The organism is Bacillus sp. AFS029533, from assembly GCF_002585125.1.
GTDB lineage: Bacteria > Bacillota > Bacilli > Bacillales > Bacillaceae_G > Gottfriedia > Gottfriedia luciferensis_B.
In genome coordinates, this window is sequence record NZ_NUQC01000001.1 from 147,625 (window position 1) to 164,575 (window position 16,951).

At 32.6% G+C, this 16,951-nt stretch carries 13 protein-coding genes and 1 pseudogene; 6 read left to right on the forward strand and 8 right to left on the reverse strand.

The window, feature by feature from the left end; genetic code table 11:
- The first annotated feature begins 363 nt into the window (after positions 1 to 363).
- Complete coding sequence (locus COE53_RS00755; protein WP_091021625.1) at positions 364 to 726, forward strand: YciI family protein; 363 nt, start codon at positions 364 to 366, stop codon at positions 724 to 726.
- 171 nt (positions 727 to 897) lie between these two features.
- Here the strand turns inward: COE53_RS00755 and COE53_RS00760 are convergent, their stop codons facing one another.
- A complete protein-coding gene (locus COE53_RS00760) occupies positions 898 to 2,064 on the reverse strand; it encodes a sulfite reductase subunit alpha (RefSeq protein ID WP_098947266.1) in 1,167 nt (388 codons plus the stop codon).
- 254 nt (positions 2,065 to 2,318) lie between these two features.
- On the opposite strand from COE53_RS00760, the gene COE53_RS00765 reads away from it, so the two are divergent.
- Positions 2,319 to 3,593, forward strand: a complete 1,275-nt coding sequence (locus COE53_RS00765; RefSeq protein WP_069032303.1) for an MFS transporter — start codon at positions 2,319 to 2,321, stop codon at positions 3,591 to 3,593.
- Between the two features lie 175 nt (positions 3,594 to 3,768).
- On the opposite strand, the gene COE53_RS00770 is transcribed toward COE53_RS00765, so the two are convergent.
- From COE53_RS00770 to COE53_RS00800, 7 genes and pseudogenes are all read right to left on the reverse strand, one after another.
- A complete protein-coding gene (locus COE53_RS00770; RefSeq protein WP_025671792.1) occupies positions 3,769 to 3,942 on the reverse strand; it encodes a hypothetical protein in 174 nt (57 codons plus the stop codon).
- 330 nt (positions 3,943 to 4,272) lie between these two features.
- Entirely contained in the window at positions 4,273 to 4,566 is a 294-nt protein-coding gene (locus COE53_RS00775; RefSeq protein WP_069032302.1) for a putative quinol monooxygenase, read from the reverse strand.
- Positions 4,567 to 4,607: 41 nt separating this feature from the next.
- The gene (locus COE53_RS00780; protein ID WP_069032301.1) at positions 4,608 to 5,246 is read right to left on the reverse strand and encodes a nitroreductase family protein; all 639 of its coding nucleotides are present in this window, start codon (positions 5,244 to 5,246) and stop codon (positions 4,608 to 4,610) included.
- 34 nt (positions 5,247 to 5,280) lie between these two features.
- Positions 5,281 to 5,724, reverse strand: coding sequence for a MarR family winged helix-turn-helix transcriptional regulator (locus COE53_RS00785; protein ID WP_069032300.1), 444 nt, complete (start codon positions 5,722 to 5,724; stop codon positions 5,281 to 5,283).
- 325 nt (positions 5,725 to 6,049) lie between these two features.
- Positions 6,050 to 6,471 (reverse strand): annotated as a pseudogene (locus COE53_RS00790) (TspO/MBR family protein).
- Between the two features lie 289 nt (positions 6,472 to 6,760).
- On the reverse strand, positions 6,761 to 9,271 hold the full coding sequence (locus COE53_RS00795) for a cyanophycinase (protein WP_098947268.1): 2,511 nt from the start codon (positions 9,269 to 9,271) through the stop codon (positions 6,761 to 6,763).
- 171 nt (positions 9,272 to 9,442) lie between these two features.
- On the reverse strand, positions 9,443 to 11,500 hold the full coding sequence (locus COE53_RS00800; protein ID WP_098947270.1) for a sigma-54 interaction domain-containing protein: 2,058 nt from the start codon (positions 11,498 to 11,500) through the stop codon (positions 9,443 to 9,445).
- 262 nt (positions 11,501 to 11,762) lie between these two features.
- Between COE53_RS00800 and COE53_RS00805 the strand changes: the two genes are divergently transcribed.
- The 4 genes from COE53_RS00805 (at position 11,763) to COE53_RS00820 (ending at position 16,897) form a co-directional block, all read left to right on the forward strand.
- Positions 11,763 to 13,184, forward strand: a complete 1,422-nt coding sequence (locus tag COE53_RS00805; RefSeq protein WP_098947272.1) for a YfcC family protein — start codon at positions 11,763 to 11,765, stop codon at positions 13,182 to 13,184.
- 33 nt (positions 13,185 to 13,217) lie between these two features.
- On the forward strand, positions 13,218 to 14,390 hold the full coding sequence (gene iadA, locus COE53_RS00810) for a beta-aspartyl-peptidase (RefSeq protein WP_098947273.1): 1,173 nt from the start codon (positions 13,218 to 13,220) through the stop codon (positions 14,388 to 14,390).
- A 22-nt stretch (positions 14,391 to 14,412) separates the two neighbouring features.
- Entirely contained in the window at positions 14,413 to 15,639 is a 1,227-nt protein-coding gene (locus COE53_RS00815) for a cyanophycinase (protein ID WP_069032295.1), read from the forward strand.
- Positions 15,640 to 16,288: 649 nt separating this feature from the next.
- Positions 16,289 to 16,897, forward strand: coding sequence for an NADPH-dependent F420 reductase (locus tag COE53_RS00820; protein WP_098947275.1), 609 nt, complete (start codon positions 16,289 to 16,291; stop codon positions 16,895 to 16,897).
- Positions 16,898 to 16,951 lie beyond the last annotated feature (54 nt).

The window sequence follows — 16,951 nt, forward strand, 5'->3', positions numbered from 1 at the left end:
GAGCAATATATTTTAAAAAAGAAAAGCTGGTCAATTACCTTCTTTGTCTTATCGGTCATTATAATTTTTGTTGCATCTCAATCCTTTTACATATCACAATTACATAAATAACTCTTATTAAGCTAATGTTTGCTCTAGTTGAACAACAAGAAGTACTTTTTCAACTAAGATGTCAAATAATTTAAAAAGGAAAAAGCTTCTGTAGGCAATCATCTAATTTACATAAAGAACTTTATGATTATGTTGAAGATGACGTGAATTTGAAGTGAAGGCATACCCCATTTGGTAACAAGCTTGAACCAAGATATAATGATGATAGCTATAACATTAAGAATATTACATAACCCAGAGGAGGAAATACTAATGAAATTTATGATGGTTGTCAAGGCATCAAAAGATTCTGAAGCAGGGACAATGCCAAAGGAGCAGATGGATCAAATGTTTGCTGAGATGAAGAAATATAATGAAGAATTGAAGAATGCTGGAGTTCTGGTGTCTGTCGGTGGACTCCATCCAAGCTCAAATGGTATTCGTATTACTTACCCTATTCCCGGAGAACCACCGACCATTACAGAAGGGCCTTTCGCTGAAGTCAATGAGTTGATTGCAGGATACTGGTTCATAGATGTGAAATCTCGCGAGGAAGCCATCAAGTGGGCGATGCGCGCGCCAGATCCACATGGTCTTGGAGAAGGACAGATTGAGCTACGTCAAGTATTCGAGTAAACTGATAGACTAAACATTGGATTAACAAAGATTTATAAGAAGTGATTCTAATTAAGCATCAGAACAAAAAATAGAATTTAAAAACAATAAAAAAAGTAACCCTTCGTACCAACTGGAACGAAGGGTTACTTCTTTTTACAAAATACCTATTTAATTTAATACCTTTTAATCTTAATACACATCACGTTGATAACGCCCTTGCTTCTGCATATCTTTAAGATGTGCTTCAGCTGCCTCGCGATCCATTGAACCTTCTTTTTCAAGAATCGTAATAAGCGCTTCGTTAACGTCTTTTGCCATATATTCTTTATCTCCACAAACGTAGAAATAAGCTCCTTTTTCAATCCACTCATACAATTCTTTGCTATTTTCAAGCATTTTATGTTGAACATAAACTTTTTGATCTGTATCACGTGAGAATGCAGTATCAATTTTTGTCAATACTCCATCTTGTTGATATTTTTCTAACTCGCTTTTATAAAGGAAATCTGACGCTTCATGCTGGTCTCCAAAAAATAACCATGAACGGCCAGTGACTTTATTGACTGCTCTTTCCTGGATAAACGAACGGAATGGTGCAATACCCGTTCCAGGTCCAACCATAATAATATCTTTGTCCCCAGACTCTGGCAAATAGAAGTGTTTATTTGCTTGAACATAGACTGGAAGAGTATCTCCTTCTTTAATACGTTCTGAACATAAAACAGAACAAACGCCTTTTCGTTCGCGTCCATGTGCAGTGTAGCGTACAGCACCGATTGTTAGATGAACTTCATCTGGATTTGCAGCAATACTGCTTGCGATTGAATATAGTCGCGGTGTCATTTTTCTTAATAATGAAACGATTTCTTGAGCTGATGCACTCCATGGACCAAAATCACGTAACATATCAAGTAGATCTCGTCCATAGCAATATTCCTTTAGTTGAGTTGCATTTTCAACCAACACAAGGTTTTTCAAATCTTCGTTTTCTGTAAATACAGCAGCCTGTTGTAATATTTTCTTCGTTAACAGTGTAATTTCAAAATAAGATGTAAGCGCTTCTTTTAAAGATAGTGTTTCACCTTGCTTACCAACAGTTACAATTGCTTCTTCATCCCATTTCATTTCATTTATAAGAGCAGCAACTAGCTCCGGATCATTTGAAGGAACCACACCAAGAGCAGCACCTGGGACATAAGTAAATCCTGACCCTTTCAATGATAATTCAATATGCCTTGTTTCCTTGTTTGAGTCTGTTCCATTTAAATTAATATTTTTGAGAACCTCCGCTGGAAATGGATTAGTCCTTGAATATGGTAGTTTGTCATTTGTAGTATCATTTAAAGTAGATTTCATTACTCGTAACCTCCAAGAATTGTTATATAACTAAGATAACATAGAAGTGGGAAATAATGTATTAACATCTACTACTTTTTTACCTTTTTTTGTGCTTTTGTTTAGCCACGTGTCCCGAAACCTTACTGATTCTCCTCTTGTCCACTGCTTATACAGGGAATTTTTAGATAATATACTGAAAACTGTAGAGGATAAATAAAATATTAGTAGTATCTAATCTATAGCAGTTACTAATCATTGGGAGGAAAAAACTCATGAAGAGTTTTACGAAGCAAGAAAATAGTTGGATTTTCTACGATTGGGCCAATTCAGCTTATTCTATTATTATTAGCACTGCCGTATTCCCTCTTTTTTATAAAGCTTCTGCTTCAAAAGCTGGAATAAGTGCTTCTGATTCTACTGCTTATTTAGGTTATACGATCGCAATTTCTACATTCATCTTAGCTATGTTAGGTCCAATCCTTGGAACAATTGCCGACTATAAAGGATTTAAAAAGAAGCTATTTTCTTTCTTTTTTACTCTCGGTGTTTCTTTTACTGCACTACTTACATTTATTCCTAATGATAACTGGCTCTTACTTTTGATTTGTTATACGATTACAGCTGTTGGCTTTGCTGGTGCGAATGTATTTTATGACGCTTTTTTAGTAGATGTAACGTCAGAAGAACGGATGAATAAGGTATCCGCTCGAGGCTTTAGTCTAGGATATATTGGTAGCACAATCCCATTTATCATTAGTATAGCTTTAATCGTATTAGCTCAAAAGGAGCTAGTTTCAATTTCAACAACTCGCGCAAGTCAAATTGCCTTTCTCATAACCGCTGTCTGGTGGGGCATTTTTACAATTCCTTTGTTTCGAAACGTTCGTCAAAATTTTTTTATTGAACCAGAACAAAATCCTGTATTAAATAGCTTTAAGAGGCTAGGAAAGACCTTTAAAAATATCCGACAATATCGTGCTTTATTTATATTTTTACTTGCATATTTCTTTTATATTGATGGCGTTGGAACGATTATTACAATGTCAACAGCTTACGGAACTGACCTTGGAATCAGTTCAACCAATCTATTAATTATTTTGTTTGTCACACAGGTTGTCGCTGCTCCATTTGCAATTATTTACGGAAAACTTGCAGATAAGTTTTCAGGTAAAATCATGCTTTATGTTGGAATCATTATTTATATGATTGTTTGTATATATGCTTACTTTTTAAATTCCACTTTAGACTTTTGGATTTTAGCTATGCTTGTTGCCACATCTCAAGGTGGAATCCAAGCTTTAAGTCGTTCATACTACGCAAAACTTGTACCTAAAGAAAAATCAAATGAGTTTTTTGGCTTCTATAATATTTTCGGTAAATTTGCATCGATCATGGGACCATTAATAGTCGGCTTGACAGCTCAACTTACAGGTCATTCTAATATGGGCGTATTTAGTCTAATTATTCTATTTGTTATTGGTATATTCTTTTTAACTCGTGTTTCTGAACCTAATAATACTGAAGTAGCGAAAACTACAAATTACTAAAAAGAGATAGAAGGTTGTCCTAAGGGGCCGTGTAAATGTTCAAACTTATGAAAGATAAGCCAGATTAGCAAAGTTTTCTTCCTTAATACACTAAAACATCAGGCCAGTTTTACATGCTGTTAAAGAAAAGATTGAAAAAGAGAGTGTTTACTAATTAACACTCTCTTCTTTCAATCTAACTTCGATGTTCAACTAAGTCAATTGCACCTAATACAATATGGGCTAGTCCAAAACCAAAAACTGTATTTGCAATCATTTTATTGGTTCCTCGTTTTTGTTTTAAAGCATAACCAGTAGCTGTTACAGCAGAACCTAAAACTGTTGGAATTAAACCTTCACGAATATTCATATAAGTTTACCCCCACATCGAAAATTATGATGTAATTTACACCATAATTTTAGTATCGACTATAATAATTCTATGTATGTAAGATTTCAAATAGCAACATGAATAAATCCAATTAGGTAATGACTTAAGATTTCATAAAATTGAAGTCCATTACTATTTTACTCTTACAAGGTTATAATTTTAAGAAGAAAAAACCTATCTTACCACAAGGATTAAGATAGGTTTAATTTACAATATGAACATAATTCTTTATAGGCTCATAATTTTTAAACAGTTCAAACTTGCATTATCGTCTTGTTTATTTTATAACACTATTCCATTTTTGCTAAATTACTTTAATTTATTTGCTTCAAAAAGATTTATTTGAATTGGCGCTGTAAGGTAATCTTTTGCTTTTTCAGCAAACGCTGTAAAATGAGCACTTGTATTATGTGCAGTAACAGCATTTACATCTTTCCAAATTTCGAGCATGATGAATTCATTTTCTCTATCCGTTTGTTTTGTCAAATCGTATGAAATATTACCTTCTTCTGCTCTTGATAATTCTAATAGTGAAGTCATTTCCTCTAAAAATTTAGCTTCTTTTGTTGAATCAATTGTCATTTTCGCATGAATAATAATCATAATATTTACCTTCTTTTCATTGTGTTTTTTTATATTATTTTTTATTTCCACTCTGCTACACGTTCAACTGGTAAACGAACAGAATTGTATCCTGCATCAACAGCTTTACCTATTGATATCAACATAACAGGAACATATCGGTCTTTATCCATACCGAATGCTTCTGCAATTTTGTCTTTTTCGAAGCCACCGATTGGACAAGTATCATAACCATAAGCACGAGCAGTTAGCATAAATTGCATTGCTACCAATCCACCATCAATTAAAACAGTATCTTTCATTTGCTCTGTAGTACTGTTTGCAAAGAAACCACTAAGTGTTTCTAGTTGCTTCTCTTTAACGTCTGCTGGCATATAACCTAATTCAACTGCACGACCATATATTTCTTCAGCATAGTCAAAATTATTTAAGTCCCCAAATAGTGCAATCATCGCAGAAGAAGTTTCAACTTGTGATTGATTAAATCGTGCTAATGGAGCTAATGTAGCTTTTGCTTCATCACTTTCAATTACTAAGAATCTCCACGGTTGCATGTTTACTGAAGAAGGAGCTAAAGTAGCTGTTTCTATTATTTCATGCATTTCCTCCACTGGGATTTTAACATTTGGATCATATTTGCGGATTGAGCGTCTTCCTTTTAAAATTTCGTTAAAATTATTAGTTAATGTTGTCGTAGTCATTGTTGTATTCTCCTCTTTACTAATTTTTTTCGTATTATTTAGTTTCTCGATCAGAATTAATTCGGTTCATATTTATTTGTATACGGTTTAAATATTCAAGCGTTAAGTCAATTTCTTTTTCGGAAAAGCCAATAAGCATGTTCTCTACAAACTCTACTTTTTCCTTCCATAAACTAGACATTTGATCTTGTCCCATTTGTGTTAATCTAACTAACGTTATTCTGTTATCAGTCTCACATTTTCTTCTAGTGATCTTTCCATTTAACTCAAGTTGTTTTAAATGTCTAGTAATTGCAGCACTATCAATCTTTAATGTTTTTTGAAGCTGAGATTGACTAATTTCACCGTACTCAAACAATTGATTCAAAATTTCTAATCGTGATTGACTAATCCCCATACATTTTTCAAATGTTATTTCAATTTGAACTTTTAATTCTTTTAATAATGATAGTACTTTTGTTTCTTTTGTATTAGGCACGCGTTACCTCCCAAAAAATATGATGAAATTTTATTAACAGTTAATAATCATTGAGCTATCAATAATTGACGGGTCAACCATTGATATGTCAATTAATATACACCTTAGTTCTACATGAATCAAGTACAAAATCAAAATTTTATTTTGTTATAAATTTCAGATGATTCAATTTCATTTCTTTTTGATTGTTTTCCAACCCTACGATATTTAGAAGGAAACTAATAAATTCACCATCCTTAGTTACTTGTTTCCTTCTTGATAATTTTTTTAGCATTAAGTAAATCGATATTTATAATTTAATTAGTAAAGAAAAATTTTATTTTTATTAATTTAAACGGTAAATAGAAAAAGCTAAATATGTAGCAAAAGTAGTCCAAATAGCATAAGGAATTAATAGTACTGAGGCTACTATGGAATAAGGTAACGTAAATAGAATGATTAATACTGCTGTAGCTGCTACAATTAAACAATCAACGGCTGCTAAATCAAGTCTCTTTCTTTTAAATTGAAAATAACTAAATGCCTGGTTACTTATATAATTTATTAACCAGATAAGTAAAAAAGTGAAAGGAGTATTCATTAGACCTACCTTGTAATTTACAATTGCTAGTGACAGTGCAATTAATAGATAGAGCACACCCCACACGATTCCAAATAATTTACTAGGGGAGTCCATACAGGTTTTTTTAACATGGTATACCATTTAAGATCAATTGGAAATAATAATCCAGACATTGCAAATAACATTAACGTTAAAATAAATATCAATATTGAACTCAAATCACTTCCCCCCAACACTTGTTTTCTTTATTATTTAGTCTGATTAATTTTATTTTTTAGTATAGACTTTACCAAGGTAATGATTTTAAAACAAAAAAAGAGTACTTTTTTAAAGATACTCTTTTAAGGATTTAGCTTTTTATTATAAATTCTTATCTTTACTAGCTCTCTCAAGCATTTTGCTTTAAATTTTTCGATATATGGTAGAATAAGAAAAAATTTGCGTGAATATTGAGATTAAAACAGTGATAAATTCTTAACGTATTTCTACATTTATAGGATTAATATCTAACGAAACGTTTACTACACTATAATCATCTTTTTGACCATCCTTATACGTCCAGTACCCATTCGTTTCAGCTGTTTTTCTAAATGATAGTTCAAATCCTTTATCATCATTAAAACTATAGCTATGTACTTCTTTTGTTTGATCATTATCAACTAAATTATATGCTAAGAAATTTTTTAATAACACATGAGGAGAAAATACTCCTGTGTAAGGGGCTACTTTTGAGTCATAATATTCAAATCCTTTTGTTGATGACTTTAAGTTACTTATGCTTACCTCATTTGTTAATAAATTAACATGATCTCCAGGTGAAATAACTGAAACAATAACATTTTTATACTTATTTGGCATATTTTTACTTGCTTTTACTTTCGATAAATCAATAACTGTTAATCCTCCACGACCAACTACATCGACTTGATGTTTTTGGTTATTTACAATCATAGCCGTGTCTTCATCAACGCCATATGCTAGTTGATTTTTCTTTCCTTTTTCATTTGCTGTCACTATTAAACGTCCTAACCTAGCTTTCTTATCAAAATGCTGATCGACAATTCCATCTTGAAAGAAATTCAATCCTTTTTCTAAGTAAACTGGTCCACCTTCCTGTTGTTCCATATCATTATAAGACTTTGTAAATCCATATCTCAAAGCCCCATAACTGTCTCCTCCAGCTATCATCGTATTGCTCATAATAGCTGCACCTGCACTTGTTCCACCTATAACAGCACCATTTTCGTAAATCTTCCATATAGCATCTAAAACTTTTGAATTTGAACCATTTTCATTTAATAATGATGAAGTAATTAAAGTCTGGTCTCCACCAACAAACCAAATACAATTTAATTTACTAATCTTTTTAACCAACTGATCATCATTCATATTGTTAATCCATTCCTTTTCGTCTTCTGGAGTACCTTTAAAATCATGATTAGATATTGGCAGAATCTCAATAGAATCTTTTTTAACTCCGTATTTAATTAAATCTTTTGTAAAATCATTCGAAGAAGTCAGTTTTGTACTCGCTGCAGGGATGATTCCTACTTTTGCATTTTCAGGTCCTCCTGCAAGTTCAATCAATTTATTATAAACTGCACTATTACTGCTTCCCAACGCTCCACCGACAATGACTAAATTCCCTTTTATAGGTCCTTCGCTTGTATGATTGGAAACATTAAAATCTGATTTCTTAAAGTCAATTTCCGAATCTTGTTCACTAAATCCAAATTTTCTAGGATGAATATCCATTGTTACATTTTGAATAGAATAATCATCTTTTTGTCCGTCAGTATACTTCCAATAACCATTTGTATCCTTTGATTTACGAAAAACTATTTCGTACCCTTTGCCTTCTTTATCATATAGATATGATTTTATTGCCTGCATCGATTCGTTATCAACAAGCGAGTAAGCTAAATAATCTTTTAACTTTCCATAAGGAGTCAGTAACCCGGTATTTGGTAATGCTTGAAAAGAGTAATACTCATATCCTTTTGTTTCATATTTATCTTTAGAAAAATCAATCGCATTAGAATCAAAATGGATCTTGTCACCTTGAGCTAAGTAGTTAATTTTAATATTTTCTAAATTCCCATTTCTTTTTGCTTCATTTACATCGATCACTGATACACCACTACGCCCTATAACTTCTATTGTTTTTTCTTTGTTGCTTACAACCATTGCAATGTCTTCGTCAATTCCATAAGCAAGATTTCCATCATTTTGATACTGGATTGCTGTAATTGCTAATCTAGCAAAGCGAGCTCTTTCATCCATATGCTGATCAACTATACCTTTTTGAAAGAAACCTAGTCCTTTTTCAACTGACAGAGGTTCATACTCTTTTCCCTTTCCTTGATTTTGATTTTGATTTTTTTCATAATATCCTTTTAATGCACCAAAGCTATCTCCGCCTGTTATCATCGTGTTGCTCATAATTGCAGCTCCAGCGCTCGTCCCACCAATAACTGCACCATTTCGATAGATATCCCAGATTTCTTGTAAGACTATTGAATCTTTACCTTCTGATCGTAATGTATCGACTATACGTTGTTGGTCTCCACCTACGAACCAAATAGCAGTCAGCCCTCTTATTTGCTTTGCAATTTCTGAACGATTCGCATTATCCTTCCAATTAGACTCATTTTCATCTGTATCAGAAAAATCATGATTTGATAAAGGTAAAATCTCTACTGATTCTGGACTTACACCATAATTTATTAAATCATGTTCAAAATCTAAAGAAGATTTTAATTTACCGCTAGCAGCAGGAATAATGCCGATTTTCGCCTTTTTAGATCCGGCCAATTCAATAAATTTTTCATACACTACTTTATTCGAAGAACCTAACCCACCGCCAACAATGACAAGGTTTCCTTGAATATCTTCTTGTGAACTTTGAGCTCTTACGTAAGATAACCCTGATACTGAAAACGTTAAAATAAAACTAACCAAAAATGTAATAATTTTTTTTCTCATACCTTAACCCCTTTACTTATTTTTTAGCTTACTTCTGAATACAAGCAAGTTTTATACCAAAAATAAGTAGATTGACTAGACAAGGTTTCAATACTATTTATTCAATTTAAAAACTATTTTTGGGTGAATAATTACAACCAATTCTAACCAAATTGTAACTATTTAGAAAACTTAAAGAGATTTATTTTTCATGTTAGCTTTTAGAAGATGCAAATAGTCAATTCCAATAGTAGTAATCTTCGTACCCGCTCTACCTCTTCCTTTTGTTATCAAGCCCTTATTCCCCATAATTTCTAAACGAAGTCTAATTTGCTGTGGAGATAAGTATCTACCTTTTTCCTCACTCGAGTTGGATATAAGGTCTCTACTTGCTGCTTTACCTAAATCATTACAGTTCTTTATTGTTTCAAGAATTGTAACAGATTCTTCAATTTCAAGAACACTTGTAGGAAGTTCAAATTGATCTGAATCTCTTTTTGGTTGTTCCCTGTTCTCTGTATAGTTATAATGAGGAAAGTCATTTCGAGAAATCGTATTTCCTTCACAAACAGTAAGCATATAATCAATAACTGATTTCAATTCCCTAATATTACCTAACCAATTTAAACCCATTAATTCATTTAAAGCTTCTTTCTCAATTGAAACCCCTTTTCCACTTTTAGAGATAAAGTGTTGGACAAGCATCGGTATGTCTGTTCTTCTTAAGCGTAAAGGTGGAATGATGAGATTTAACACATTTAATCTGTAATACAAATCGGAACGGAATGAGCCGTCTGAGATTTTATGATGGATATCTTTGTTAGTTGCAGCAATGATGCGAACATTAATAGGAATGATTTTTCTGCCACCTATTCTACGAATTTCTTGTTCTTGGAGAACACGAAGTAAATGCGATTGAACATTTAAGCTGATGTCACCTATTTCATCTAAGAAGATCGTTCCTCCATCAGCAATTTCAAAAAGGCCTTGTTTCCCACCTTTTTTTGCTCCAGTAAACGTACCATCTTCATAACCAAATAGTTCACTTTCTAGTAAACTCTCAGTAAATGCACTACAATTTATGGCTAAAAAAGGGCCGTTTTTTCTGTTTGAATGTTTATGGATTGCGTGTGCAAAAAGCTCTTTACCTGTACCCGTTTCACCTTGAATTAAAATAGGATGCTCTGCCTTTGCAAGCTTTGATGCGATCCGTTTACATTCTAAAATTGCGTCATCCTCACCAATAATATCCGCAAAGTCATATCTTGCATAAAAACCTTGCTTTCTAAACTCTCTCTGTGCAGTTTTTTCTATTTCAAATGCTTGATTAACACTCTTAAAAGTAGCAACGATCCTGTCATCTTCATGACTATACGTTCGGTAGATAACAATATCAATATTGTCTATCGAAAAGAATTTAGATTCATCTGTACCATTTAAAATAAAGTCCCTTATATTTTGTTCCTTAATAATCTCGTCTATATACTTACCTTCATAGTTACTTTTAATTAATTTAAACAACTTAATAATCCGATCATTTAGTACGGTTATTCTTTTATATCCATCAATCGCTAAAATTCCATCATCAACCGTATTTACAACACTTTGGATATGTCTATTTACTTTCTTTACACTTTGATCTGCATTGAAAAGTTCTCTATGTAATTCAATAATATTGCGTAAATACTTTTCTGAAATTAATGTTGCTATATTGTCGTTAAAATGAAAATATTCTACAATGTGTAAAATTGTAGAGATATCAAAAAGTCTTACGCCGATATCCAATACATGTTTTATATATGACGGACTTAAGTGAGTTTCACCTGGTGAAACCGAAAAATTAATATCTGGATAATATAATTGATCACTTTTAAATGGAAAATACTCCAAATGATTAATCCCCAATTGGTACAAGGACTGAATAAGTTCGACTGTCGATTGAAAATCATCATTAACTACAAGAACTTTTGTCCCCTCCTCAATTCTCAATAATTTGTCTACATTTTCATGATTAAGTGTTCTTTTCCCAACTATGATTTGTTTAGCACTTAATTGTGCAAATTTTTCAGTTTCAGCTTTTACTGCCTCTGACGAAAAAAGTATAATTTCATCCTTAAATGATTTATGTTCTCCCTCGTCAATTGCATATGAGTTAATCGTTATGTATTCTTCTAGCAATTGAGTAAGTTGACTAGACAAAGCTTGTCTTGTTTTTGAACTGCCTGTGATCAATGTTAGTGAATTTTTCATCTTTAATTTCTCTCCATATTTGATAAAATTGGTTTTATTATAGCACCAAACAAACCAAAAAGAACCAATTAACCTGAAGAATCTATCAAATTTTCTTAAAAATAAGACATTTAAAGTTGGCACACAACTTGCTTATAGAATGTTATAGCCATTTTAATAGATTTTGAGAATTTAAATTTGGGAGGGAATATTTGGAAGCGTTTTATTTATCAGATTCTATTAAACTTAATTAGCTACTTAATCATTAAAAGGAGATGGATCTATGTCACAAATTCACGCAAATAAAATGACACCTAAAACAAAAGTTATGAAAGAACGTAAAATTAATGTTTTTGCATTACTTTTAGTAATTCTATTAATCGCAACAGCTCTTACTTACGTTTTACCTACTGGGGAATACGCCCATATCGACGTTGACGGACATTCATCTGTCGATCCGAATTCATTTAAATCAATCGCTGCTACACCAGTTGGCCTCTTCGATATGGTAAAAGCCATTCATTCGGGTATGGTAGAAGCAGGTAATATCATTTTCTTCGTTTTAATAATTGGAGGATTTTTTGGTGTATTAAGTGCTACTGGCACAATTGAAGTGCTAATCTCAACAATGGCTAAAAAACTTGCTACTAGAGAAAAGTTATTAATTCCTATTATGATGCTGTTCTTTGCAGTTGGAGGTTCCTTAATGGGAATGGCTGAAGAAACTTTAGCTTATATTCCACTTCTGGTTCCGTTAGCACTTGCTTTAGGATTTGACACTATGACAGGAACTGCAATCGTATTAGTTGGAGCGTCAGCAGGTTTTACAACAGCGATTATGAATCCGTTTACAGTTGGTATAGCTCAAGGAATCGCAGAACTCCCTACATTTTCTGGTATGGGCTTTAGACTTGTCCTATTTGTAGTTGTTTATTTAATATCTGTTATTTTTATTTATCGATATGCTATGAAAGTAAAGAAAGATCCTAACATAGGATTCTATGGAAAATATTCAATTGAACAAACTAACGATCTATTAACTTCTAAAGCTAAATTATCTTCTAGACATAAATGGATTTTAACTGCGTTTCTTATAAACTATATTATTTTAGCTTTTGGCGTTATTAAATATCAATGGTACATTACTGAAACTGCTTCTTTATTTATTATCTTAACGATTGCAATTGGAATAATTGGAAAATTATCAATCGATGACGTTGTTAAATCATTTACTGGGGGATCTGCTTCTTTAATTAGTGGTGCTCTTATTATAGGTGTATCCCGTGCAATTCTAGTCGTTTTAAATCAAGGACATATCGTTGATCCAATGCTTCACGGAGTATCTGATGTCATTAAACATATCCCTGCTTCTTTAAGTGTAATCGGGATGTATAATTTCCAAGCAGCTATTCACTTTATTTTAGCTTCAGGTAGCGGTCATGCCATGTTAACAATGCCAATAATGGCACCATTAGCCGACCTACTAGGAATTACACGACAAACTGCTGTTCTATCATTCTCTTTTGCTGATGGTATTGGTAATATTATTTTCCCAACAGCAGGAACTTTAATGGCAGGTTTAGCAATTGCAGGGATCCCTTGGACGAAATGGGCGAAATGGATTTTCCCATTAGTATTCGTTCAATATATTATTGGTTTAATCGCTGTTGTTATCGCACATTTAATGAACTACGGTCCTTTTTAATGAATTAACAAAGGATTTAGGAGGAGAAAAAAGTTGTTAACCTTAATAAAAAACGGTCAAGTATACACACCACACTCTATTGGCAGAAAAGATATTCTTTTAGCAGGTGGAAAAATTGAAATGATAGCAGATCATATCTCCATTCCACCAGAGTTTCTTTCCTGCGATGTCATAGATGCCTCCAACTCTTTTGTTGTACCAGGTTTTATTGATTCACATGTACATATCATTGGAGGTGGTGGTGAAGGCGGTTATAAAACACGTACTCCAGAACTAATGCTTACTAATGTTACTACTGCTGGTGTTACTACAGTAGCCGGTGTATTAGGTACAGACGGTACAACAAGAACAATGGAGAATTTGCTTGCTAAAGCACGCGGTTTAGAAGAAGAAGGGATTACTTGTTTTATTCACACTGGTTCTTATCAAATCCCTGTAAAGACATTAACAGAATCGATTCAGAGCGATATTATTCTAATTGATAAAATTATTGGAGTTGGTGAAATCGCTATTGCAGACCACCGTTCTTCGGAACCAACTATTGAAGAACTTGCAAAGATTGCATCTGCTGCACGTAATGGAGGCATTTTATCTGGAAAGGCTGGCATCTTAGAAATTCATGTTGGTGATGGCAAAGATAAACTTTCACTTCTCCATCAACTAGTTGAACAGACGAATATTCCAATTCGTCAGTTCCACCCGACTCATATTAATCGGAATGAAGAATTGTTTAAAGCTGGTATTGATTATGCTCTTAAAGGTGGATTTGTAGATTTTACTACTAGTACGATCCCTCAGTTTTTAGAAGAAGGCGAAGTAAAGTGTAGCAAGGGACTACGGGTTATGCTTGAAGAAGGGGTTCAGATTGAGAACATAACTTTTTCATCTGATGCCCAGGCAAGTCTTCCCTTTTTTGATACAAACGGAGACTATTTGGGACTTCAAATAGGAAAAATTTCATCCCTATATCAAGAAGTAAGAGATGGAGTAATTGATGAAGGAATCCCATTAGAAGTAGCATTACAAGTAATTACTTCAAATCCAGCACAAGTGCTAAAACTACCACACAAAGGTAATATAAAACCTGGTAACGATGCTGATCTTGTCATATTAAATCAAGATACTTTAGAAATTGAAACAGTAATTGCACTTGGGAAAAAGATGGTTGAAGAAGGTATTCCGGTTGTAAAAGGCACTTTTGAATAACACATTTCAGGAGGTATTAATGATGAAATTGAAGTACAAGTTTAAGATTTCAATCGTATTATCATTAGTTTTAGTATTTTCGTTAGTATTTGGAACTTCTTTCTTACAATCTGAAAAAAATGTTGAAGCTGCAGCTGCACCAAAAGTATTTTTAATGGGTGGTGCAATTGATGATAGTAATGCCGAAATTTACAATGCACTAAAAGCTGCAACTGGCAAAACTAATCCAGTAGTTGCAATTGTATGTAGTGCAGCTGCTGACTATGCAACTGCATTAGACGCATACACCAATGATATAACAGGTCACTTATCGTATAAAAATTTATTTACTCGTTATGGTTTTACACCTGTATTTATACCTGTGGCAGTTGATAACTATACAACAGAAGCTTATAAGCAAAGTAATATTGATCTAATCAACTCAGCAGACGTTATATTTTTTAACGGTGGTGATCAGTCCCGTCATGTAAGAAGTTTACTAAAAGACGATGGAACTCCTACCCCACTTTTTGCAGCAATCCAACAAAGAGCAGCAACTGGAGCTATTATTTCTGGTACGAGTGCTGGAACTGCTGTCCAAAGTCCGAAAACTTACGGTGAAGGTGTCAGCTATGGATACTTATATTACAACCGTTTATTATCTAAAAAAATCAGTGACATCTCACTAGCAGATTCTTTATATCCGGATAACGGTGGATATACAACAGGTTTTGGTTTTGTAAACGCTTCAATTGATACTCATTTCGATGCAAGAGGTCGCATAGGTCGAATTCTTTTAGCTGAAAGAGACTTAGGTCAAAAAGTAGGCTATGGAATTGATGAAAACACAGCACTATATTTGAACGGTACTACCGGTAAAGTTTTTGGTGAACATGGCGTTTTCATAGTAGACTCAACAAATGCAACTTACGGAACTGCAGCATCTTTTACTGTAAATAATGTAAAAGTAAGTTATTTAACAACTGGTGATTCTTATAATACAAGTACAAAATCAATTACATCATCTAAATCATTAATTACAACACCATACTATTCGACGATTCGAGATTCTTCGGATATATTTTCAGCGTATGAAACAACTACGACAATTACAAGATTGGTAGATACAAATGTTTCTTATTTGTATGGTGATAGTTATGAATCAGGTCCTAAATTTACGTTAAAGTTTATAAAAGACGCAAACACAAAAGGATACTATAGCAATAGTAAATATACTGTTAGTAATGTTGTACTGAATGTAAGTTATTAACTTAAAGTAACAAAAAGAAGATTTACTCAACGTAAATCTTCTTTTTACGCTGTTGAAAAACAACCTNNAGCCTTCCCGCTAATCCCATAGGAGTCGAGCACCCCTTTAGTTCCAATCAACTTATTCATCAAAATAAGTCTGCAATAAACCCTAATCAAATAGCCTTTACTCAGAGTAACCTAACTGTTGTGTAATAATCAGCTTGTAGGTCAACTAATATCGAACTTTAATTAAACAAATAAACTGAATTTGTCTTTCTAAAAATTAGCTCATAGTATTTTTAACTTCTGAAAAAAACTTTACTAGTGATTATTAGAATTATGAAATTCCTCAAAATATTAACATTTAAAACAATTAATAAATCATCCAAAATTGATAATTTCATTATAAATAAGTTCAATTTAATGTCCGTTTTCCCTATTGACTATTTTATATTTCAACACTCTGAAAAAGAAGATTTACTCAACGTAAATCTTCTTTTTTTAATCATCTAAGCATTTCCAAATGAAATGAATTAATTGTTCGGTCATCTCTTTATTTGTGGAAAAGACTTATTTTTGAATTACATCTTAATAGATCTATTGGAATATACAAATCAAAAATAGGTTAATCTATCTTTGTTTAGATCTAGTTATAAGGAGAATCAATAATGAAAATAGGGATTATTAGGAATGGTCAAATTGGGAATGTTATTGCAAATAGATTGGTAACTTACAATCATGACATTACATTTGGAGTTAGAAATTTAGAAAGTAATCAAAAGGTTAATCCTATTTTTAATTATGTAGAAACGAAAGATATTGCAATTAACAATGAACTAATTATTCTTGCTGTACCAGGTAATGCTGTAGACAGTGCAGTTAAAAACATCATAGAAATAGATGGGAAAATAGTAATTGATTTGACTAACCCTATCGGTGAGGGTTTAAAGTTAACAAGAGGTACTACTACTTCAAATGCTGAAGAAATACAAAAAATAATACCTAAGGCAAAAGTAGTTAAAACATTAAATACAGTTGGACTAAAAAAAATGATTGATCCAACGGTTAATGAAGAAAAGATAACTATGCTTATAGCAGGAGATCATGATAATGCTAATTTAAAAGTGTCAAACCTAATTGCAGAAATTGGTTTTGATCCATTAATAGTTGGTAAACTTTATTTCTCAAGATATTTAGTGCCTTTTGCTATGATTTGGATTGAAATGGTTAGAGTGCAGGGCATGAATCCAAATACTGGAATAAAATGGATGCGTTAATTTAAATAGTAATTTATATAAAGGAATGAGTCGTTTTTATTAAAAACGACTCCC

What these genes read in the sequence shown, in the direction of transcription:
- COE53_RS00760 (WP_098947266.1), bottom strand. Translation starts at nt 2,064, where the DNA reads ATGAAATCTACTTTAAATGATACTACAAATGACAAACTACCATATTCA.
- COE53_RS00775 (WP_069032302.1), bottom strand. Translation starts at nt 4,566, where the DNA reads ATGATTATTATTCATGCGAAAATGACAATTGATTCAACAAAAGAAGCT.
- COE53_RS00780 (WP_069032301.1), bottom strand. Translation starts at nt 5,246, where the DNA reads ATGACTACGACAACATTAACTAATAATTTTAACGAAATTTTAAAAGGA.
- COE53_RS00800 (WP_098947270.1), bottom strand. Translation starts at nt 11,500, where the DNA reads ATGAAAAATTCACTAACATTGATCACAGGCAGTTCAAAAACAAGACAA.
- COE53_RS00805 (WP_098947272.1), top strand. Translation starts at nt 11,763, where the DNA reads ATGTCACAAATTCACGCAAATAAAATGACACCTAAAACAAAAGTTATG.
- COE53_RS00770 (WP_025671792.1), bottom strand. Translation starts at nt 3,942, where the DNA reads ATGAATATTCGTGAAGGTTTAATTCCAACAGTTTTAGGTTCTGCTGTA.
- COE53_RS00795 (WP_098947268.1), bottom strand. Translation starts at nt 9,271, where the DNA reads ATGAGAAAAAAAATTATTACATTTTTGGTTAGTTTTATTTTAACGTTT.
- COE53_RS00815 (WP_069032295.1), top strand. Translation starts at nt 14,413, where the DNA reads ATGAAATTGAAGTACAAGTTTAAGATTTCAATCGTATTATCATTAGTT.
- COE53_RS00765 (WP_069032303.1), top strand. Translation starts at nt 2,319, where the DNA reads ATGAAGAGTTTTACGAAGCAAGAAAATAGTTGGATTTTCTACGATTGG.
- COE53_RS00820 (WP_098947275.1), top strand. Translation starts at nt 16,289, where the DNA reads ATGAAAATAGGGATTATTAGGAATGGTCAAATTGGGAATGTTATTGCA.
- COE53_RS00755 (WP_091021625.1), top strand. Translation starts at nt 364, where the DNA reads ATGAAATTTATGATGGTTGTCAAGGCATCAAAAGATTCTGAAGCAGGG.